This window comes from Citrobacter sp. Cpo221 (assembly GCF_030332345.1).
Lineage (GTDB): Bacteria > Pseudomonadota > Gammaproteobacteria > Enterobacterales > Enterobacteriaceae > Citrobacter > Citrobacter portucalensis.
Window position 1 is genome coordinate 84,357 of the sequence record NZ_JAOWIA010000053.1, and the last position, 18,604, is coordinate 102,960.

Here is an 18,604-nt window from a genome sequence, read left to right on the forward strand (position 1 = left end):
GCGCACTCCTGTTAGTGTGGGCGACAAACCAGTGGGCCTATTTGCGTAATCCCCTTTGCTGACGCGGGATAGTCAAATTGCACGCGACAACTACCGGTGTCCGTCTCAACGCGCAGCGTGTTGTGCTGCTCCAGGGTGTCGAACCATGTCATTCCATCAAAGCCAACGACAGACGATTGTCCTTTTCCGTTGATGGCGTAAGCCATGCTGCCTTCAGGAATTGGCTTACCCTGATTATCGACGAGGATAATCTGCGCAGCGCGGACGGGGGTGATGCCAAAGCTAACCAAAGTACCGGAACGATCGGCTGGCGTGGCATTCGTCTCAACGCGTGCGATCCGCACATTGGTGGGGAGATCCATCGGGTCAATACTGATCAGGTTTTTTTGATAACTGTTGAGCGGCGTGACCAACAGTAGTCCCTGGTCATCGCTGCGACCAATCAGGTTATTTTGCAATTTGACCGGAACATCAGGCACGCCGTCAGTTGAAACCACGGCAAAACCATTATTGATTTCTCTTGCTGCAAACAGGCCGCCTCCCATGGTCACCAGCGATCCGGTTGCGCCTGCATAACCGTAATGGTTATCCGGTAAACGGCTGAATCCCGCGTACGCTTTACCATAACGTCCCAGATATCCCACTTCTCCCTGGCCACTTTGCCGGGAAGCCTGCTGATTGGCGGCCAGATTCCAGCCCCAGCCGCCGTCGGCAGGGGGCGTCAGGCTGGCATTGAGCTGGTAGCCGGTTTCGTCGTTGGTACGTTGTAGGGTGCTGCTGGCGCTCAGATTGTTGTCGGTCGTGATCGTCACCATCAAATAGAGACTGCGATCGCGGTTATCGTCAATGTTCTGATTGAATCCGGCATTAAGTGAGATGTTGTCTGTAACAGACTTAAACCAGCTGGCGTTGGCGTAGCGCACCGCATTTTCGTGTGGATAACGAAACTGCAAATAGCTCAGGCTGACATTACCGGCTGCTTCCAGCGAATAGCCAATAACAGTGTTGCTGTTAAGCGTGGGGGGCGGCTCGCCGTAATGGGTGGCGACATCGCGATAATCGCCGGAAGTTGCCGTGGTACTGGTACTGAAATTAAACCGTTCACCGGACCAACGGTAACCAAAACTGTACAAATAACCGTTCTTTCCTGAGTCGGTACTTGCGGCAAGTGAGGTCGAAAACGTGCCGCTGCGGGTTCCCGGGATCCAGTCGTTACTGAAGCCCGCGTTAATCAGTCCATCGCTGGTTTCCGCATGAGTCCCGGCGGTGAACGTATTGCTAAACCCGCGACGCCACGTAGCGCTCAATACTGGTGCGCTGGCATAATCAAAAGAGGAGTAACCATAATTTTCGCGTACCGTGCCTAATTCTGCCGACCAGGCGGTTAATCCTTCCCGCAGGAGTTGCTGATCGTTGTAGAACGAGAAATTTTGTACGCTCGTTCTGCCCAGCGCATCTGTCATCATTACCTGACCCGTTCCCGCGCCGCTGATGTTAGGCATTGTGTTGATCTGAAAGCTACCTGCGGGGACTTCTCCGTTGTAGTACCTGACGCCGTCGACGTACAGCTCAACGTTTGACGGTAACGTCGTGGATCCCAGATATGCTGGAAGCGGGGTGGTTGGCGTATAGGGCTGCAACCCAAAATCGGTGCCTATCTGAATGCCGCCGATTCGCGTCGGTCGGGACCAGATGAGTGAACTTGTCAGGGTATCGCCAACGGTTAACGCCAACATCGAATCAGGAAATGACGTACGCCAGCTGGTATCAAGGCGCTCAACGCTGTTATCGGCATATTCCTCGGTAGAGTACTGCGTCAACTGGGTGGTGCTGAGCACGCCGGCCGCATTGAAGGCGCGAATTTCGCTGAAGGTATTGATTGCGCTTTCATCCCCCTGTTGCGTATAGATATCATAATTGAGCAGCGCCCCGCGTGATGTTGTTGCCGTTGGCACGGTTTCGGTGGGCGAGTTAAGCTGCGTGGTCGCAAGATCGAGTGAACTGAGTGGCGCAGTAAGCGAGAGCGTTTGCAACTGAACGTTGTAGTCAATGGTTAGCTGGGGGATATCGTTCAGGCCGACGGCGTTAGTGGCGTCTGGAGCAAAGCGAAAGCCCATTTTACGCAGAGTATCTGCTCCTGCATAAAGCTTTCCATTATCGTAGCCAAAATGTACCAGCCCAACGGGATTTCCATTTAAGGTGACGTCGAGATACAAATCGACACCCGTAATCTGCGAGGCGCTATTAATAACACCACTTTCATTCTGGTTATTATTCAGCGTTTGTGCGCAAACCATTCCCGATATTAATACTCCATTGAGAAAGCAATATTTCACCAGAAGCCAGGATCTGTTACAGATCTTGTACTGTTTTTTGGCCATTGATTGTGACTTCAACTTTCCCGCCATAATGATTATTCCTGGCTGACGGGGAGACTATCCAGCGCATTGTTGAGCCGGGTAAAACGTAGCCTAATAGTCCGGGTGTAATGACTTTTTTAGTACCATCAGGGCTTATAAATGTTGCAGCAGATAACTGTGCATGCCCATTTCCCTGATTACTGACTTCAATAAGTTTTTTGCCATCCAGTTGTTGTAATTTCCATTGTAGTTTTGCCTGCGTTTGTGCCGCTGATGTTGGTTGAATGAAAACAGGAACAGAATAATGCAGCACAAACTGAAGCTTGTTTTTTTCGACTTTTGCAGGCGGTAACTCATCTATCGATAAACGATAAGCGTCTTCGGCATGTGCCGAGGGAGGGCTTGTGCGAATAACTCGAATCAACTGGCGTTCTCCTGGGGCTAATGCCAACATCGGCGGGCTAATCACCAGCCCCTGAGAGGGGGAAAGTTTGTCGTCATAAGCGCTTTGACTCCAGCGAAAAACCCGAACCTGGGCATTGAGCACATTTTCACCCGCGTTACTCAGCCAGATACCATCGGCATTTTGCGTCGCTTGCAACGTTAACGTGACCGGGGCTATTTGCAGTCCGCTGGCGGTGGCTAGATTGACGCTCGCAACCATCCCTAGCAGGCATGCGCAGGCACACTGCTTTACAGGCAGTTTTACTCTCATATGGCTTCCAGAAGTTAGTAGTTAACGTTAACCGTTACCGTATCGGCATAGTCGTCAGGAGTGAAGTTGGCGCTCGGTGCGGTGGCATAAACAGTATACGTTTGCGCCAGACCTGTACCCGTCGCCGCTACCCCATTTCCTGGTGCGGTGTCGGTGGCGGTATTCCCCCACACCGGACCTGTTGCTGACGTACGATTTAGCTGATAGGGCACTTTATCGGTATTGGTGGCAGCGTTAGCTACGGAGGACATGGCGCCAGATCCCGTTGTCGTCCCTCCATTGGCAGCCGACGGTGCCAGACCGATAAAATAGGGCGTGGTTTTTGAGCAATTAATTGAAATAGTGTTGCTTGCACTGGTATTTGTCGCCGTGGTATTCACCGGACCAAGTGTAATATTTGAAGCCGAACCGGCAGTCACGGTACAGGCCTTTTGAATCGTCATCAGCACCTGAAATGTTCCGTTAACGGTTGCTGCATTTGCCACAGAAATAATGGAAAAGGCGCAGCAACAAAGAATTAAGCGTTTGTCTAAGACTAGAGCCATATCCTTTACCTTTTTCAAATAACCACATTTATTACTTTAGAAAAACAATAATGTGGCACAAGAAGACATAATTTAACCCTAGAATAAGTATTAGACGTACGCCAGTTGATCTAATGAATTTTACTTAGGAAAAAGGTGATGTCGTCTGCAAAAAAATAATACCAATGGGTTAGTATATTGTTTTGTTTTTATGCTATGGCCGAGGTTAAGTCAGGAGGATAGAGGGCAACATATTCCTTGGATGGTACTCAAAATAACCACCCACAAAATGAGAGTTGTATGATTTATCTTACACGTATTACGTGTAAGTTATGGGCTGTGGAAAATGACCTTATAACCTTGCTCATTCCAGTGTTGGAGCAGTTCATTTTGTCTGCGGGTTGGCGTAATACCGGTCCAGACAAAAAGGGTTTGCCCAGGGAAAAGTTCGGGTCTTGGCGATTCAATGGGTTCAGCCAGAACGGCAATGTGCCAACCAGATTGCGATAAGCGCCAGGCTTCGAGCCACAGACGGGTTCTGTCTTCAACATCCCAGGCCATCAGGAGGGCATCCTTTCCTGACTTGCGCCGCGTTTCAGACAGCAGTGTGGCAACATATTCAATCAATGCGCCATCAAGCATGCTGTTCATTATGCGGGATGTATTATGGTCAAGTATCAGCCGTTGACGTACGGGGAGATAAACGTGATCGATCAGCGCATCTACAGGGTGAACACGACCGAGTGCGGTAATTTTGGCTCGCAGCTTCGGTGGATGCGCCATGCGAAGAATGCTCATCATCTCTTCTTGTAATTGATTCCAGTCGTCGTCAGCTTGACGGGTACTGGTTTCCAGCAATGCCTTAACTTTCCCAACAGGTATGCCATTGCTAATCCAACGTTTTATTTCTTCAATACGCTGAATATCTTCTTCATCAAAGAGTCGGTGGCCACCTTCACTGCGTTGAGGTTTGAGTAAACCGTAACGTCGTTGCCATGCCCGAAGGGTGACAGGATTTATCCCGCAACGTTCTGCGACATCCCCAATGCTGTAATAAGCCATAGTTCCCCCGGACACTCCTGATTCTCCGTCACCGATATGCGGTTCCTGTTACTTTGTACAACATGCATCAAATTGTACAAAACATACAGAGGATTCTAGCAAAATTAAGATTTACTTTACTATCACGCAGGGAGTAAATGCTGAATTTTTATGTTCAGCATGAGGGCGGTTGTTGTGATTGTTTATTTATAACAATGCGTTAGTTATTTTGACGCTGAGAAATCATTTTTCTCTGGCCATGCAACAGACGGAATACCATTCAGGCAGGCTTGTGCAAAAAGGTTACCCTGGAAGATTTCAATACCTGCGGACTCAAGCCACATCCACTCTTCAGGTTTTTCAACGCCGACTGCGGAAATCATGATTTCCAGTGAAGTGCAACATTTGATAATTGCCTGAATGATGGCCTGTCTTGGTCCACTTTTATGCACATCCGTGATCAGCTCGCGGCTTATCTTAATTCGGTCGGGTTGAAAACGAGACAGAAGCTGAAGCCCGGCAAAACCTGCCCCAAAATGATCTATCGCCACACAGATCCCCGCAGCCTTGAGTGACTTTACGGCCTGCGCGAACGTATCAAAGCGCGATATAACTTCGCTTTCGGTAAACTCTACAATGATTTGTTCAGGCACCAGTCCGTGCGCCGCGATTTCGTTTATCAGAAAGCTGACTGCATCGGGTTTGTTTACCAGGGTCATAGGGAGCAGATTGACTGACAGCATTTTGTCGTTAAGTCCCAGCGCGCTTGCCATTGCAAAAGCAGTCTTTTTGCTCTGCAGATCCGCGGTATACAGTTCTTCAGGATTTAAGTTGCCAAAATAAGTTGCGGGCGTTTCACCGTCTCTACCACGAATAAGTGCTTCCAGAGCAATGACGCGCTGCGACATAGGATCGATAATGGGTTGAAAAGCAAAGCTGAAATCGATATTGGACTGGAGTGTGCTTTCATCCAGGAGAGTACAAGAGTTGTCGGCAATAAAACTCCAGTAATCAGGCGCAGGTATTTCAAAATAACTCGATTTTTCCGTCGCAAGGACAAATGTGCGGAAAAACTGTAATGCCCGGTCATCATAGGTGAGCTGAAATTTTGATGTTCCCTTGTTAAGTACCGCTTGCAGGACGTCATTGCGTTCATGTTTTTGTAAATCAAATAACTCCATTCCCACCTTTCCGAATCTTCTCGCAGGCGCGTAATCACACATCAGCTCAACGATATTGTGGTGCCGTGGGTCGTTACATATACAACGATAAATCTCTTTTACCTGCTCCTCAGGTCCTTCAAGCAGTTGGAAAAAGTGGCGGCCATTAAAGAGTAAAATCCCCGTAACATCGGATCGCCGGTTTTTTAGATTTGCGGCTGTCACCATATCCTCAAGCGCTTTGAGGGGGGCGTCATCACGTAGATGGCTACGGTAAATAATGGTCGTGAGCATGGACAGTCCGGGATCAAGGGAGGGGAAGAGGTATGGACAGTATCAAACAATCCAGCTTATGTCCTGATTTTAATACATTATTCTAACTTTATCTTTACAAATAAACACCCTCAAACAGATCAAATTCATTCGTTAAACGAATTGAATTGTACAACTGAAGTTGATTTCATGCAGTTTGATATTGATTTAACTAACTGATTATATTGATTTAGCACTTTTTGCTAAAAATTGATGATTCGTGTTGTACACATTTTCGGTACAACTTTGCTACTGTTATAAAACTTAATATTCACCAGCATTTTGTTACAGGAGCATGACATGCAGCAGCATACCGTTCGCACTGATTCTGCAAGTGCGATTTCTCGTTACTTTGCGAAGGCGCATCTGCCAACTCAACAGGAAACATTGGGAGAAATCGTCACTGAGATACTCAAAGATGGGCGCAATCTGAACCGCAAATCACTTTGCACCAAGCTTCTGTGTCGTCTTGAAAAAGCATCAGGAGAGAAAGAGCAGAAACATTACAATGCGTTAATTGGCTTGCTTTTTGAATAAAACAAACCCCTTACTTATAGGGGTAAGTAGTGAAGGAGTTATGAAGAAAACTGATAGTGAACGCCTGAAACATGAAATTACAGGTTTGGCTGTGCTAGAAATTTTGCGAATGCATACAGACGTTTCGTTAGCTGCAGTGATTAAGCAAATGCGACTTATGCAGGCCAGTGAAACAGATGGCACACGCAAGCAATTAATTGACAGCGTTATCAATGATTTTACAAACATTAATCCGGGGAAGATAAGTAGAAAACCGGATAAAACCAGAGATGAGAGTGCTTTCAGTGCCAGCAAAAAACCTAAATTACATTAAAGATAATCTTCCAGACTATACAAGCGAGGTTACCATGCTTCATGAAATTAATGTCCACAGTGTAATGACGGATAAAGCTTTATCAAGTTACTTCCATAATGCAGGTGAGATATTAGCAGATGAGTCTGCGGTATTGGGGCAGGCGGTAACAAATGTAATTCTTGCAGGTGATAATGTTAATAATAAAAACATCATTTTAAGCCTGATTGGTTCTCTGGAGTCAACAGTTGACGTTGTTCAGGCCGATATTATCAGAAAGACCCTGGAAATAGTGTTACGCTACACAGCTGACGATGTCTAAAAAGTCTTCATATTAATATAATATGTACATCACCTTTGTTATATGCTGAAAGCACTCATGCTGAGCATTTTTTGATTAAGACTATACATAGCACCTTCTCTAGAAAAATTGTGATTTTTCATTGAGGCCATAATGATGAACATCGTTCAGGAATACACTGGAAACGCAGAGTTATGGATTGATGATATTTTTATCAGGCAAGGGTTAAAGAATATTCTTGCAGATATCGTTTTTGAAGATGATAAGGCGCGACTGGTGTTCTTTACCGCGAATCACTTTAACGCGGTAAAAAGACAAAATTACGATCTGAGTACGCATCGTCTGGTACTGCTGATTGATGGTCATCTGTACAGATATCTCAATGATTTATCACTTTACAGACTGCCAATAGATGTTAGCGTTGCCACATTCAAACAATTTATTATTGATATTACTCGTTCTGGCGGTATACACGACAATCAGTCGGAACTAAATATTTCTCTAACTGCGCGAGATAAATATATTTTAACGCAGTTAGGGGAGGGGCGAACTATTGTTGAGATATCCGCCTTGTTAAATCTACATTTAAAAACGATTTACCAGGCCAGGCAGAATCTGATCAAGAAGCTTGGTTGTTCTGGGCTGATTGATTTTCAGGGAATACTGCGAGCGAAAATATTCCGTAACTGGCTGGAACATGCCTGAGTAAATCGACAGTTCGTACTTACTGTTGGGGGATACGACAGGGCCAATGGCCCTGTCCGGTATATTTTAAACTTCGCTACTCTGTCACCAGTTCATTTCCCATCTTCTGCTGATGATGCTTTTTGCTCAACGAGAAGTAGCCAAATATTAGCGTTATTACCACAATGCTGGCCATAATCAGGAAGATTTCCTGATAGCCCACTTTATCAAACAACTTACCGACAGGCAGTGACAGCACGATGATGCCGATGGAACTGGCGATATTGAAGCCAATAAGGTATATCGTTGACGACAGGCGTTTATCAAAATTCGCTACGCTGAATTTAAACACTGAAATAACAAACAGTGGGACTTCCAGCGCATGGAGCATTTTAATCAAGGAGATAATATAGATATCGGTGAACAGTGCTGAACCCAGGATTCGACAGGTCATGATTGTGCCGCCCAGCAGCAATGCGGATTTAGGCCCGATGCGGTTAATCAGGAATGGAACCAGCGCCATACCGACGGCTTCCATAAAGACCTGTACCGAGTTGAGGTAGCCGTATACGCGTGGTGCCAGTTCGGGATCGTCAAATAAGCTGGCGTAAAACACCGGGAACATCTGCTGATCGTAGATGCTATAGAACGACCAGGTACCGACGACAAAGATGACGAAAAACCAGAACTGCGTATCTTTAAAGATAGTGAGAAAATCATTTCGGGTCAGCGCGTCGGGTTCAGGAGAGCACGTTTTTACAGAAGATGGGGCGGGTGAGTTGGTTTTGAACAACACGTTAATCAACAGGAATAATACCCCCATTACCGATACGCACCAGAAGTTAATGTGTGGGTTGATGCTGAAGAAGATACCGCCAACAAATGTCCCTGCGGCGTAGCCAAGCGATCCCCACAAGCGGGCGGTACCGAATTCAAAGTTGAATTTGCGGCTCACTTTTTCGACGAAGCTTTCTACCAGACCACAACCCGCGAGGTAGCCAAGGCCAAAGAAAATGGCTCCCAGCGCCATACCAAGCTTGAAGTTGGAGGTCAGCAGCGGTTCGTAAACATAAATCAGGAACGGGCCGCTGAGCGTGATGACTATCCCCATCAGCCAGATAAGGTGTTTGCGGGTGCCGAGCTTATCCTGCAGAAAACCGTAGACCAGCATAAACAGCATGCTAAAGAACTGGTTTGCGGCATACAGCATTCCCAGCTCCGTTCCGGACAGGCCAAGTTTATTTTTTAGCCATATCGCATAAAAAGACCACCACAACGACCAGGCGGCAAAGAAAAAGAGCAGATACCCGGATGAGTATCGATATTTGTCATTACTGAACGGCATATTTATCTTCATGATTTTTCCAATCCAGATCAGGTCATTGTAAGGTCTTTCTGATACGACGTAACGAGTGCGCTTTATTACGGGGTAATCGTTCTCCGTAGCGACGGTTGTGACTGAATAAAGCTGCTCAGGTGTTGGCTGTCAGGAAACGCGCTTAGCGCGCCACGCCGGGTGGTCGCCAGAGCACCACAAGCGCTGGCCTGCTCGATAAGTGGAAGTAGCGTTGACGTCGATGTGGGCCAGCCTTCCTCGGCGAGTGCCGCCAGCAGCCCGGCCATAAACGCATCACCGGCGCCAGTGGTATCGATACTTTCGACGTTATAGCCGCTTAAAGTTAGCTTGCTGTTTTGCCAGAAAGCGATAGCGCCGTCGGCACCGCGGGTGACGATTTTCAGGCGTGCAGGAAAATCAACCAGACGTTCGCAGGCGCTACTGAGACAGTTGGTCTGTGTTAGCCACAGCAGCTCTTCTTCTGACATCTTCAGAATGTCGCTCCGCCGGGCAAACTCGTTGACAAGATCAAACATCTGCATCTCGTTGCTCCACATCTGCGGACGCAGATTGATGTCAAAGCTCAGAGTACCGCCGGTCTGTCGCAATGCGGCCATTGCCTGGGCGAGGGTGGCGCGGCAGTCAGGGGCAACCAGCGCCAGCGAGCAGAAGTGCAGAATATCGGCACCAAAGTCGGGCAGACTCGCCGGGCTGAGAAATTGATCGGCAGACGGATTGACCAAAAACTCAAACTGCCGCTCGCCGTTGGGAGCCAGTGAAACCAGTACGGTACTGGTGTGCTGATGTGCATCAAACTCCAGACTTCCTGTATCCACCTGCGCTGTTTCCAGCGTCTGATGCAGAAAGCGACCAAAAGTGTCATTGCCCACACGGCCAATAAAACCGCTGGCGCGGCCAAGGCGAGCGACGCCGATTGCCACATTGAAGGGAGCGCCTCCCGCACAGGCTTCAAACTGCATATTGTCGCGCGGCAATAAATCCACCACGGCGTCTCCGAGCGTCCAGATAGTCATTATTTTTCCCCAAAGCAGTAAGACGGGTGTTTATTTGGCGCTGAGCGGCCAGGCCTGCCCTTGATTAAAAATGGCGTGTCCGTTCTGGCTGAATAAGGTCAGCTGGCGATCGTCCGGTTCAGGATAAATACGACTGCTAAGGGTATATTCACCGTGATTGACAAATACCTCTACCGAGGAGCTGTCGATAAATAAGCGCAGATCCAGCAGGTCACCAACTGGCAGCGGCACGCTGCGATAACCAGAGAGACCATGCTGCGGGTAGCGACGATCCAGCACCAGACGCTGTGCCTGGCTATCGACGTAGATGCGCATCCCGTCACCCAGCGCGATACCATATTCTTCAGCACTGCTGCGGGCGATATCGAGGCTCAGTTCGACTTCAATAGCGTGCGCCTGCTCCTCTACCATCAGGGTGCGATTGTGCAGTTCGCTAACTGGCCAGACATGGAGCGGACCGCGCAATGATTCCAGTTCTTTAATTGGGTTCATACGCAGCCGCTGATCGGTATCGAGCGTCACCTCGCGGGGGAGGGTAAGCATGCCCGCCCAGCCGTCGGCTTGTTCTGGCATTGGCGATTCCCACATCGACAGCCAGCCAATCACGATGCGGCGCCCATCCGGGGTGGTAAATGACTGGGGGGCGTAAAAATCATGCCCGTGATCCATCTCCTGGAAGGCGTGGGTGACGTGAAAATGGAGATTATCCTGCCATTCGCCGACCATATAGCCGCTCTGGAACAGGTTACGGCAATCGTATCCGTCTGCGGCGATGCCCTGCGGCGAGAACATGAAGACGAGCTTATCGTTGAGTGGGAAGAGGTCCGGGCACTCCCACATGTAGCCCATGCCGTCATCGGCCCTGCCGAGCGTGCTGGCAAACTGCCAGTGCTGTAGATCCTGCGAGCGATAGAGCTGCACTTCGCCCACGTCATCGACCCGGGCGCCCACCACCATGTACCAGCTGTCTCCCTCTTGCCAGACTTTCGGATCGCGAAAATGGTGTACGCCTCGCGGGGTATCCAGAATCATGCCCTGGCGTTCAAAGTGAATCCCGTCGGTGCTGGTGGCCAGGCACTGTACCTGATACAGGTTTTCCTCTTTCGCCTCGCCGTCAAACTTATGTCCGGTGTAGATCAGAGCCAGCTTATTGCCTTCAACCACCGCTGAACCGGAAAAACAGCCGTCTTTATCTTCCGGCCCTTCTGGTGCCAGTGCGATGGGCAAGTGCTCCCAGTTCACCATATCGCGGCTGCGCGCATGGCCCCAGTGCATTGGTCCCCAGACCGGCCGCCACGGATAGTGCTGATAGAACGCATGGTAGTAACCATCGAACCAGGACAGACCGTTGGGATCATTCATCCAACCCGCCGGTGGCGCCAGGTGATAGCGTGGATACCAGCGCGGGTTTACAAGGTCTTTCTGCTGGCTTAAGGCTTCGTTGGCTTTGGAAAGTAGTGACGTCATTTGCTTGTCCCTGTAAGTGAATTGATCAAAAGATAACGTTAACATTCTCGGTTTTCTCGCAGATTTGATGGTAATATCGATGTTAATCACAAAAGTTAACGTTAACATTTTGCGGGCGTTATCGAGATCGCATTTTCAGACCCCGGCAAAGTGAACATCGGCGAAGGAGAGGGTATGGCATCTTTAAAGGATGTGGCGCAGCGGGCTAACGTCTCGTTAATGACCGTATCGCGGGCGATTAACGAGCCCGAACGACTACGGCCTGAAACCTATAAAAAGGTGATGGAAGCGGTAGATGCGCTGGGGTATGTCTCCGATCTCTCCGCTAAAAAAATTCGTGGTGCGAAAACCACGGCTAACACGATTGGGGTGCTGGCGCTGGACACCATGACTACGCCATTTTCCGTGGAGATAACGCTCTCTATCGAAGAGACCGCGCGGGCGCACGGTTGGAATAGCTTTGTGGTGAATATGTTCAGCAATGACAAGCCAGAGAAAATGGTTGATCTGCTGTTGGCGCATCGCCCGGACGGTATTATCTACACCGCGATGGGACTGCGCCGGGTACCGGTACCGGAAAAGCTGCATAAGTATCGCTGCGTGCTGGCGAACTGCGAAAGTACAAGCGGCCCTTTTCCCACCTATATTCCCGATGATGAACAAGGGCAATATCTTGGCGTGAAAGCGCTGTTGGCCGCAGGCTATCGCCGACTGCTGTGCATCCACCTGCCGAAAGGAATTGTGGCGACCGATCGCCGTCGGGCGGGAATGGAGAGGGCTTGTCGTGAAGCGGGTGTCGACCCTGATGCAATGTTCCACCACTATCTTCCGCCGGGCGAGCGCCACCATATTGATGCGGCGGAGATTGCCGGGCATTACCTGAGAGGCGCGTGCCCGATGTTCGATGCGGTGGTGTGCGGTAACGACCGCGTGGCTTTTGTTATCTACCAGCTCTTGCTGGGGCGAGGGCTGCGCATTCCGCAGGACGTCGCTGTGCTGGGCTATGACAATATGGTGGGCACCGGCGAGCTATTTTTGCCGCCGCTATCAACGATACAGTTGCCGCACTATGAAATTGGCCGTCTCAGTGCACTGCATCTTATCCAGGGGCTCGATCACCGGGATACCGTGCGGGTAGACAGCCCCTGGCTTCCGCGCGCCTCAATATGAGTACGCTCACGTGGCTACTGCTGTTTTGCCAAAATAGCTCAGCCTTTTTGGTCATCGTGTTTGGTGCCAACTTTCAGATGCGCAGCAGCGGGAGCCTCTGAGATGCTATGAAATGAAAAATCCACGCAATTGCGTGGATTTTATAGAGTTTTACCGTTGTCATGAGATTCAGTGAAACCTCATGAGACAACAAAACTTATTTAGACGTTGAACAAGAAGTTCTAAAATATACGTTTTCACTCTGTGTCTGCCTGTATCAGGATTTACTGTTATTTTGTTTTTATATCATGTGCTTATATTGACTTGCTTTGTCATGTTGTTTCACCGATAATCACCCCTAGTCAGGTTTTTTCTGTACGCGAGTTTGTACGCGGATGGGGGCAGTTATGGCATTGAGGACAGACAGAGAGATAGCCAACCTCAAAAGTGAGGACGGTAAGCGAAAGGTATTAGCTGTGAGCAGCGGAGCAGGCGCAGGGCTGTGTATTGAGGTACGTCCAGACGCCGTTTCTAAATCGTGGCTATACCGATACCAGTTTGCGGGCAAGGCTAAGAAGATGACACTGGGTAGCTATCCAGCAATGTCGCTGACGGAAGCCCGCAAAGCGCACACGCAAGCGATGGCTATCCTGAAGTCAGGGCAAGACCCCTTGGCAGTCGCTCGTGCAGACAAGCACAAGCGCAGTTCCGTCCCTACCTTTGCTGAGTTGTTCCAGGAGTGGATGGAGTGGAAAACCGTCGCTAAGCCGCTAAAGCCTCGCAGCCTGAAAGCATACAACTACACCTTTGACAATTACATGGTGGAACTCCACAAGCTACTTGTCACAGACCTGAGCAGAAGCATTTTGTTCAATCACTTAGCAAAGCTTCGAAAACAAACCGTTTCCGGCACTAAGAAAGCACTAACCATTCTTCAACAGAGCCTCGATTACGCCGTGAACATTGGCGCTATTACCATTAACCCATCCAGAACGATTCGCCCCATTGATATTGGTGCGACGACTGCTGCACCTCGTCAGAGATGGCTGGAGCGTGAGGAAATCGCAGCATTCTGGAAAGGGCTTGAGGAAACCGGTGCGCACCCGGCGCAGGTGAACTGTTTAAAGCTGATTTTATTAACTGGAGCACGGAGGACGGAAACAAGCGAGATGAGGTGGGAGGAAATTGTCGGTAATAAATGGATTATCCCCGCCGAACGTAGCAAAAACAGTAAAAGCCACACGGTCACGCTGAATGAAATGGCTCAGGATATTATCGCCCACCAGCGTGGAATCAGCGGCGGTAGTGAGTTCGTATTTGAAGCGATACGCACTCACGACGTTGGGAAAGCACATATCGACGGTAATGCGCTCCGCTGGGTGCTTGAACGTGTTAGAAACCTGCATATGCCTCAGAGCGAACCATTCACATGTCATGACCTACGCAGGAGCTTCGCCAGCGGATGTGCTGAGTATCTGGACGCCAACGAGGCGATAATTGAGCTGGCTCTGAACCACGCGAAAAAAGACCGTCTTGTGGCTACGTATCAGGCTGGTAAGCGAGCGGCTAAGGTGGAACAGCTTTTTCTGGAGTGGGGAGAGTTTATTAAAACGCACACGCAATCAGAAGCAGTTGAGGCGGGTAATGTCGTGCAAGTGAATTTCGGGAGACGCTAAGAGTGATGGATTATGATGAATGGCCGGAATTACTTGAATGGTATCTTGAGCTGGGATTTGATGACGATGATATAAGTTTAATTAAAGCAGAACGAGACGGCATACCACTCTACACGGACCAGAAAAGCGCACTTGCCATGGTTCAGCGGCTAGACGCTTGTGCAAAACGCTATGGCGTAAAATGGGGGATGTATCCAGACATTAAGATGCTAATAACCGCCTGCTTAACGGAGCGTGCATTAGACTTTCTTAAACAGAAGGATTTTGCTGATAATTTACTCAATCGTTACCGTCGAAAAGTTTTATTTCCAAGATATGCGCAGGAAAAATACAGTGAACGGCAAAGCAAAGCAGGCAGCAAACCCCGCGAAGAGCGAGCAGTCAACTCACAAAAGACACTTCTGGAAGCTGCAATAAAAGAAGAGTTGCCTAACTGGACTCGCAATAGCGCATCAAAACTGGCGAAAAGATTTGAAGTTACACGCCAGTATATTGGCAAAATAAAAGCGAAACTCTAACCTGTGGAGTTTCGCTTCAAATCATTATTGTGATCTCCATGATACAGCATGACGCTGTACGCAACCGGAGATCACAAAATGCTTTTAACCATCAAACAATTGTCCAGCCGTCTCGGTGTTAGCCGCGCAACCGTTGAGCGCCTTCGCCGTTCTCCCGAAGCTTCCTTTCCGAAATCAATCCGTATCGGTCCATCATCAATTCGCTTCGACGAAAGCGAGATTGAGCAATGGATTGAATCTCGCCGTCAGTCAGTGGCTGCATGAATACCAAAAAAAAAGCCCCGACAGTAATGTCAGAGCTACATTTTCAACCGCTGGTGAATGTTTGGCGACAGAACCAGCGTTTTACGGATATATATAACATGACTAATTTAGCATCACATGACGTGCGCGTCAAACCTCATAGTGGCTTGCCGCAATTAAAACAGTACATTCCTTACTCGCTCATTAAAGTGGGTAACAAAACAACTAAGCGTCCACATGGTTCTACAACCAATCCAGATGACTGGTTGATGTATAGCGACGCGGTTGCCAGAAATGCGGACGGTGTTGGTTTTGTGTTTACAAATACAGACCCGTATTTTTTCATTGATATCGACCATTGTCTGGTTGATGGGGCGTGGTCTCCGTTAGCTGTGGAACTGTGTCAGACTTTCGCTGGGTGCTATGTTGAAATTTCACAGAGTGGAACAGCATTACATATCATCGGACGATATTCTTCCATCCCCGAACACACTTGTAAAAACATACCGCTCGGTATTGAGTTATACCACACCGAAAGATTCGTCGCCTTAACTGGTTCAAGTGCGCAAGGGTCGTGGGAACACGATGCCACGGGGGCGCTAAATACAGTTATTGCGCGTTATTTCCCGAAAGAAGAATCTACGGTGTTGGCGAAATGGACTAACTCGCCGCAGGAGGGTAGTAACCCGATTGAAGACGACACCCGTCTCATCGAAAAAGCCTGTTCAAGTAAAGGCGGTGTCGCAGCTGTTTTCGGTGGTAAAGCGACATTTAAAGACCTGTGGAACGGTGTGGTATCGGAAGACGACGACCGTTCATCGCTTGACTCATCTCTCGCCACCCGGCTTTTATGGTGGACAGGTGGGGACTGCGAAAGAACTAAGTCACTGATGTTGCAGAGTGGCCTCAAAAGAGATAAATGGTTCACCAATAAGTCGTATCTGGAGCGCACCATCCTCAACGCCGCTGGACTCCTTACAACTTATTACAGCGTCGGTGCACCAATTGAACTGGTGACACCTGCGCAGGTTATTGAAACGGGTGCACCGGTTATCCGCAGTGGTTATCAGTTCATCGGCGGCTCACAGTTTGTCGAGCACTTCAAAGGCTGTGTATATATCATTCAGCAGCATCGCATGATGACCCCGAGCGGCGTAATGTATCGTCCTGAACAGTTTAACGCTGCGTATGGCGGTTACGTGTTCGCGCTGGATGATGGCAATGGCTCTACCACGCGGAAGGCTTTTGAGGCATTTACCGAATCACAGTTTGCCAGCCTACCAAAAGTTGATTCGCTCGCATTCCGACCTGAACTCCCTCAGGGAAAGATGTTCACAGAGGCTGGTGTGAGTTACGTGAACTGCTATGTGCCGACGCATGGCGAGCGTGCAGAAGGCGATGTAACGCCGTTCCTGAACCATGTGCAAAAGCTGATTCCCGATGAAGGGGACCGCAAGATTCTCCTGACGTGGATTGCATCGTGCATCCAGAACCCCGGAAAAAAGCATCAGTGGTCACCGGTGCTGGTTGGTGCTGAGGGTAACGGTAAATCACTGGTTGCTCAGATTGTTAAGCATGCAATCGGTAAGCGATGGGTTGCTGAGCCACGCTCTAACCAGATTGGAGGACGTTTCAACAGTTGGATTGAAAATAAGCTATTCGCCGTCATTGAAGAAATCCACATGAACAACCGCCGTGAAACGCTCGACACCATGAAGCCTTTAATTACCAACACCACTGTTGAGGTTGAAGGTAAGGGGCGTGACAGCTACGACGCTGAGAACCGCTGCAACATTCTTATGTGTACCAACTATAAAGACGCTGTAATTAAAACCCGTGATGACCGCAGGTATGCGATCATTTACACAGGACAGCACAGCCGTGAGGATAAATTGCGCGATGGTATGGATGACTCATATTTCGCCTCTTTGTATACGTGGCTCCAGAACGGCGGTTATGCGGCTGTCGCTAACTGGTTTGATAAATATACCGATGTATCATGCAACGTGATGGGAGTAGCGCCGCAAACTAGTTCGACAGATGCTGCAATCATTGAGAGCCTGGGTGGGGCTGAGCAGGACATTATTGAAGCAGTGGAATTGGAAAAGGTTGGCTTCCGTTCGGGTCTGATTTCTTTGCTGGCGCTGGACCATCTGCTAAATGAGAAGGGACACAGGTTGCAGACGAAACGCAAAGCAAAAGTACTAACCGATTTAGGTTATATAAAACACCCGAGCCTGCCGAACGGTAGAATAAAGATGCTGGGTAGCTATGTGCGTGTGTACGTGAAGAAAGGGCATCCGATGGAAAGCGCCGAGGTAGATGTTATTAGAGAGAGATTAACGAGCGTGGTCGATATTGACCCCACCGAGCACTTCGGCGCTGCAAAATAATCACGCTGATGACGAAGCCCCGAAAGGGGCTTTTTCATGGGTCTGAATAATGAAAAGGGTCTGAATATTTCTATTTGGAATTACTATTCGGAACGGTAATGACTCCAACTTATTGATAGTGTTTTATGTTCAGATAATGCCCGATGACTTTGTCATGCAGCTCCACCGATTTTGAGAACGACAGCGACTTCCGTCCCAGCCGTGCCAGGTGCTGCCTCAGATTCAGGTTATGCCGCTCAATTCGCTGCGTATATCGCTTGCTGATTACGTGCAGCTTTCCCTTCAGGCGGGATTCATACAGCGGCCAGCCATCCGTCATCCATATCACCACGTCAAAGGGTGACAGCAGGCTCATAAGACGCCCCAGCGTCGCCATAGTGCGTTCACCGAATACGTGCGCAACAACCGTCTTCCGGAGCCTGTCATACGCGTAAAACAGCCAGCGCTGGCGCGATTTAGCCCCGACATAGCCCCACTGTTCGTCCATTTCCGCGCAGACGATGACGTCACTGCCCGGCTGTATGCGCGAGGTTACCGACTGCGGCCTGAGTTTTTTAAGTGACGTAAAATCGTGTTGAGGCCAACGCCCATAATGCGGGCGGTTGCCCGGCATCCAACGCCATTCATGGCCATATCAATGATTTTCTGGTGCGTACCGGGTTGAGAAGCGGTGTAAGTGAACTGCAGTTGCCATGTTTTACGGCAGTGAGAGCAGAGATAGCGCTGATGTCCGGCAGTGCTTTTGCCGTTACGCACCACCCCGTCAGTAGCTGAACAGGAGGGACAGCTGATAGAAACAGAAGCCACTGGAGCACCTCAAAAACACCATCATACACTAAATCAGTAAGTTGGCAGCATCACC

At 49.1% G+C, this 18,604-nt stretch carries 18 protein-coding genes; 9 read left to right on the forward strand and 9 right to left on the reverse strand.

What is annotated here, in order from left to right; genetic code table 11:
- Positions 1 to 11: 11 nt before the first annotated feature.
- The 5 genes from OGY72_RS13600 to OGY72_RS13620 all read right to left on the reverse strand — a co-directional run bounded on the left by OGY72_RS13600 (position 12) and on the right by OGY72_RS13620 (position 6,094).
- Positions 12 to 2,297: a fimbria/pilus outer membrane usher protein gene (locus OGY72_RS13600; RefSeq protein WP_286547899.1), complete on the reverse strand. Its 2,286-nt coding sequence runs from the start codon at positions 2,295 to 2,297 to the stop codon at positions 12 to 14.
- 55 nt (positions 2,298 to 2,352) lie between these two features.
- Positions 2,353 to 3,075: a fimbrial biogenesis chaperone gene (locus OGY72_RS13605; protein ID WP_286547900.1), complete on the reverse strand. Its 723-nt coding sequence runs from the start codon at positions 3,073 to 3,075 to the stop codon at positions 2,353 to 2,355.
- Between the two features lie 14 nt (positions 3,076 to 3,089).
- Complete coding sequence (locus OGY72_RS13610) at positions 3,090 to 3,620, reverse strand: Csu type fimbrial protein (protein ID WP_003833507.1); 531 nt, start codon at positions 3,618 to 3,620, stop codon at positions 3,090 to 3,092.
- 309 nt (positions 3,621 to 3,929) lie between these two features.
- Positions 3,930 to 4,661, reverse strand: a complete 732-nt coding sequence (locus OGY72_RS13615; protein ID WP_008784993.1) for a MerR family transcriptional regulator — start codon at positions 4,659 to 4,661, stop codon at positions 3,930 to 3,932.
- A 203-nt stretch (positions 4,662 to 4,864) separates the two neighbouring features.
- Positions 4,865 to 6,094 carry a diguanylate phosphodiesterase gene (locus OGY72_RS13620; protein ID WP_286547901.1) on the reverse strand — a complete coding sequence of 410 codons (1,230 nt, stop codon included), beginning with the start codon at positions 6,092 to 6,094 and terminating at the stop codon, positions 4,865 to 4,867.
- 318 nt (positions 6,095 to 6,412) lie between these two features.
- On the opposite strand from OGY72_RS13620, the gene ycgZ reads away from it, so the two are divergent.
- The 4 genes from ycgZ to OGY72_RS13640 all read left to right on the forward strand — a co-directional run bounded on the left by ycgZ (position 6,413) and on the right by OGY72_RS13640 (position 7,947).
- A complete protein-coding gene (gene ycgZ / locus OGY72_RS13625) occupies positions 6,413 to 6,649 on the forward strand; it encodes a regulatory protein YcgZ (protein ID WP_198579625.1) in 237 nt (78 codons plus the stop codon).
- Positions 6,650 to 6,689: 40 nt separating this feature from the next.
- Positions 6,690 to 6,962, forward strand: a complete 273-nt coding sequence (locus tag OGY72_RS13630) for a hypothetical protein (RefSeq protein ID WP_198579626.1) — start codon at positions 6,690 to 6,692, stop codon at positions 6,960 to 6,962.
- 34 nt (positions 6,963 to 6,996) lie between these two features.
- Positions 6,997 to 7,263, forward strand: coding sequence for a biofilm/acid-resistance regulator YmgB/AriR (locus tag OGY72_RS13635; protein ID WP_286547924.1), 267 nt, complete (start codon positions 6,997 to 6,999; stop codon positions 7,261 to 7,263).
- A gap of 132 nt (positions 7,264 to 7,395) precedes the next feature.
- Entirely contained in the window at positions 7,396 to 7,947 is a 552-nt protein-coding gene (locus OGY72_RS13640; RefSeq protein ID WP_003833493.1) for a LuxR C-terminal-related transcriptional regulator, read from the forward strand.
- 76 nt (positions 7,948 to 8,023) lie between these two features.
- On the opposite strand, the gene OGY72_RS13645 is transcribed toward OGY72_RS13640, so the two are convergent.
- The 3 genes from OGY72_RS13645 to OGY72_RS13655 all read right to left on the reverse strand — a co-directional run bounded on the left by OGY72_RS13645 (position 8,024) and on the right by OGY72_RS13655 (position 11,763).
- On the reverse strand, positions 8,024 to 9,283 hold the full coding sequence (locus OGY72_RS13645) for an MFS transporter (protein ID WP_286547902.1): 1,260 nt from the start codon (positions 9,281 to 9,283) through the stop codon (positions 8,024 to 8,026).
- A gap of 65 nt (positions 9,284 to 9,348) precedes the next feature.
- Complete coding sequence (locus OGY72_RS13650) at positions 9,349 to 10,296, reverse strand: PfkB family carbohydrate kinase (RefSeq protein ID WP_286547903.1); 948 nt, start codon at positions 10,294 to 10,296, stop codon at positions 9,349 to 9,351.
- A gap of 30 nt (positions 10,297 to 10,326) precedes the next feature.
- On the reverse strand, positions 10,327 to 11,763 hold the full coding sequence (locus tag OGY72_RS13655) for a glycoside hydrolase family 32 protein (RefSeq protein WP_286547905.1): 1,437 nt from the start codon (positions 11,761 to 11,763) through the stop codon (positions 10,327 to 10,329).
- Between the two features lie 174 nt (positions 11,764 to 11,937).
- On the opposite strand from OGY72_RS13655, the gene OGY72_RS13660 reads away from it, so the two are divergent.
- The 5 genes from OGY72_RS13660 (at position 11,938) to OGY72_RS13680 (ending at position 17,742) form a co-directional block, all read left to right on the forward strand.
- The gene (locus tag OGY72_RS13660; RefSeq protein WP_166465437.1) at positions 11,938 to 12,933 is read left to right on the forward strand and encodes a LacI family DNA-binding transcriptional regulator; all 996 of its coding nucleotides are present in this window, start codon (positions 11,938 to 11,940) and stop codon (positions 12,931 to 12,933) included.
- Positions 12,934 to 13,319: 386 nt separating this feature from the next.
- Entirely contained in the window at positions 13,320 to 14,588 is a 1,269-nt protein-coding gene (locus OGY72_RS13665; RefSeq protein WP_286547909.1) for a tyrosine-type recombinase/integrase, read from the forward strand.
- A gap of 5 nt (positions 14,589 to 14,593) precedes the next feature.
- On the forward strand, positions 14,594 to 15,106 hold the full coding sequence (locus tag OGY72_RS13670; RefSeq protein ID WP_286547912.1) for a hypothetical protein: 513 nt from the start codon (positions 14,594 to 14,596) through the stop codon (positions 15,104 to 15,106).
- 78 nt (positions 15,107 to 15,184) lie between these two features.
- Entirely contained in the window at positions 15,185 to 15,370 is a 186-nt protein-coding gene (locus OGY72_RS13675) for a helix-turn-helix transcriptional regulator (RefSeq protein ID WP_286547915.1), read from the forward strand.
- A gap of 98 nt (positions 15,371 to 15,468) precedes the next feature.
- Positions 15,469 to 17,742: a phage NrS-1 polymerase family protein gene (locus OGY72_RS13680; RefSeq protein ID WP_286547917.1), complete on the forward strand. Its 2,274-nt coding sequence runs from the start codon at positions 15,469 to 15,471 to the stop codon at positions 17,740 to 17,742.
- Positions 17,743 to 17,851: 109 nt separating this feature from the next.
- On the opposite strand, the gene OGY72_RS13685 is transcribed toward OGY72_RS13680, so the two are convergent.
- A protein-coding gene (locus tag OGY72_RS13685; protein WP_103215986.1) for an IS1-like element IS1A family transposase occupies positions 17,852 to 18,549 on the reverse strand; the annotation gives its coding sequence in 2 pieces (ribosomal slippage) (positions 17,852 to 18,300 and positions 18,300 to 18,549; 699 coding nt in all).
- Positions 18,550 to 18,604 lie beyond the last annotated feature (55 nt).

What these genes read in the sequence shown, in the direction of transcription:
- OGY72_RS13645 (WP_286547902.1), bottom strand. Translation starts at nt 9,283, where the DNA reads ATGAAGATAAATATGCCGTTCAGTAATGACAAATATCGATACTCATCC.
- OGY72_RS13600 (WP_286547899.1), bottom strand. Translation starts at nt 2,297, where the DNA reads ATGGTTTGCGCACAAACGCTGAATAATAACCAGAATGAAAGTGGTGTT.
- OGY72_RS13635 (WP_286547924.1), top strand. Translation starts at nt 6,997, where the DNA reads ATGCTTCATGAAATTAATGTCCACAGTGTAATGACGGATAAAGCTTTA.
- OGY72_RS13610 (WP_003833507.1), bottom strand. Translation starts at nt 3,620, where the DNA reads ATGGCTCTAGTCTTAGACAAACGCTTAATTCTTTGTTGCTGCGCCTTT.
- OGY72_RS13605 (WP_286547900.1), bottom strand. Translation starts at nt 3,075, where the DNA reads ATGAGAGTAAAACTGCCTGTAAAGCAGTGTGCCTGCGCATGCCTGCTA.
- OGY72_RS13660 (WP_166465437.1), top strand. Translation starts at nt 11,938, where the DNA reads ATGGCATCTTTAAAGGATGTGGCGCAGCGGGCTAACGTCTCGTTAATG.
- OGY72_RS13655 (WP_286547905.1), bottom strand. Translation starts at nt 11,763, where the DNA reads ATGACGTCACTACTTTCCAAAGCCAACGAAGCCTTAAGCCAGCAGAAA.
- OGY72_RS13665 (WP_286547909.1), top strand. Translation starts at nt 13,320, where the DNA reads ATGGCATTGAGGACAGACAGAGAGATAGCCAACCTCAAAAGTGAGGAC.
- OGY72_RS13675 (WP_286547915.1), top strand. Translation starts at nt 15,185, where the DNA reads ATGCTTTTAACCATCAAACAATTGTCCAGCCGTCTCGGTGTTAGCCGC.
- ycgZ (WP_198579625.1), top strand. Translation starts at nt 6,413, where the DNA reads ATGCAGCAGCATACCGTTCGCACTGATTCTGCAAGTGCGATTTCTCGT.
- OGY72_RS13640 (WP_003833493.1), top strand. Translation starts at nt 7,396, where the DNA reads ATGATGAACATCGTTCAGGAATACACTGGAAACGCAGAGTTATGGATT.
- OGY72_RS13630 (WP_198579626.1), top strand. Translation starts at nt 6,690, where the DNA reads ATGAAGAAAACTGATAGTGAACGCCTGAAACATGAAATTACAGGTTTG.
- OGY72_RS13670 (WP_286547912.1), top strand. Translation starts at nt 14,594, where the DNA reads ATGGATTATGATGAATGGCCGGAATTACTTGAATGGTATCTTGAGCTG.
- OGY72_RS13615 (WP_008784993.1), bottom strand. Translation starts at nt 4,661, where the DNA reads ATGGCTTATTACAGCATTGGGGATGTCGCAGAACGTTGCGGGATAAAT.
- OGY72_RS13680 (WP_286547917.1), top strand. Translation starts at nt 15,469, where the DNA reads ATGACTAATTTAGCATCACATGACGTGCGCGTCAAACCTCATAGTGGC.
- OGY72_RS13620 (WP_286547901.1), bottom strand. Translation starts at nt 6,094, where the DNA reads ATGCTCACGACCATTATTTACCGTAGCCATCTACGTGATGACGCCCCC.
- OGY72_RS13650 (WP_286547903.1), bottom strand. Translation starts at nt 10,296, where the DNA reads ATGACTATCTGGACGCTCGGAGACGCCGTGGTGGATTTATTGCCGCGC.